Source organism: Herbaspirillum sp. B65 (assembly GCF_000333555.1).
GTDB classification, from domain to species: Bacteria; Pseudomonadota; Gammaproteobacteria; order Burkholderiales; family Burkholderiaceae_D; genus Herbaspirillum; species Herbaspirillum rubrisubalbicans.
The window spans coordinates 1-1,490 of record NZ_BADI01000262.1; the positions used below are offsets into that span (position 1 = coordinate 1).

The window sequence follows — 1,490 nt, forward strand, 5'->3', positions numbered from 1 at the left end:
GAGAGCACTATACGGTGCGCCCCTGGCAGCAGGTTCCTGGTTGTGGGGGGCACTGACCTCCACCGACAGCTTCTTTGCCAACGGCAGCGTGCCGTCGCAGGGCACCAATACCTCCTGGGGCTACAACCTGGACTTCAACTGGACCTATGACGGCACCTTGATTCCGGGCTGGCAGGTCACGCCGGAGGTGTATTACTTCCAGGCCGTGCGGGGTCGCACTCCCAATTCGGCGGCGCTGTTCATGCAAGGGGCCAAGTCGGCCAACTTCACGGTGACCTTCACCCAGAATCCGGCCAAGTGGCTCTTCGGCGTCAACTACGCGATGTTCTGGGGCGGCGACCAGGCCCTGGACCAGCCGCTGCGGGGCCGCAATTTCGTGGGTGCCTACGTCGCGCGTAACTTCTGACCTGGCGTCCTGATCTTCCCGGAGAGTGGCACAGCCGGTGTGCGCTCTCCCTTCTTATCGCTTCCTGGAAAACGGCATCATGTTGAACTTGTTCAAATCGGGCGCAGCGGAAAAAATGCTGGGAAAGGCATTGGCCCGCATGGAAACGCTGCTGTTCCACTACCGCAAGACACTCTTGTGGTTGCTGGCCGGCTTTACCGTCCTCATGGCGATCTCGGCCGCACAGCTGCGCATGGATGCCGGCTTTGAAAAACAGATGCCCATCGGGCATGAGTACATCCGCAACTTCCAGAAATACCAGAACGACGTGCTGGGCGCCAATCGCCTGACCTTCGTGGTCAAAGCACGCCACGGTACGATCTGGAACAAGGCGGCCTTGACGCGTCTCTACGATGTCACCCAGGCCGTCATGCTGCTACCCAATGTCTCGCGGCTGGGTGTGCAGTCGCTGTGGACCTCCAACAGCTTCGTCAACGAAATTACCGAAGAGGGCTTCCGGGCCGAGTCGCTGATTCCGGCCGATGTCACCCCCGAACTGCTCAACCCCGAGAACATCGCCGCCATCCAGCGCGCCACCAGCCAGGGGCAGTTCGTCGGCACCCTGGTGGCACGCGACCAGAGCAGCGCCATGGTCACGGCCGAGCTCAATGAATTCGATGCCAAGGGCAACAAGATCGATTACGTGGCCTATAACCACCTCCTGGAACAACAGATCCGGCAGAAGTTCGAAGACGCCGATATCGAGATCCAGATCATCGGCTTTGCCAAGCAGATCGGCGACATCGCCGACGGTGCCCGTGGCGCCATCATGTTCTGTGTGATCGCCTTGCTGCTGACCGCCGCTGCGGTGTACTGGTACTGTCATTCGATCCGCCTGACGTTGTTGCCGGTGCTGTGTTCGTTGACTTCGCTGGTCTGGCAGTTCGGCAGCCTGCATCTGCTGGGCTACGGTCTGGACCCGCTGGCGGTGCTGGTGCCCTTCCTGGTGTTTGCCATCNGCGTGTCGCACGGGGTGCAGCAGATCAACTACATCGTGCGCGAGATCTCGCCCGGCAAGAACACTGAACAGGCTGCCCGCGCCAGC

1 protein-coding gene and 1 pseudogene are annotated in these 1,490 nt (G+C 60.9%); both read left to right on the top strand.

The genetic code is table 11. From position 1 onward, the window contains the following. Positions 1-406, top strand: a 406-nt coding sequence (locus I5W_RS06870; protein ID WP_148289049.1) for a DUF1302 family protein, incomplete at its 5' end; no start/stop codon positions are given. Between the two features lie 79 nt (positions 407-485). Then, positions 486-1,490: pseudogene (locus I5W_RS06875) on the top strand (RND family transporter); the annotation flags it as partial.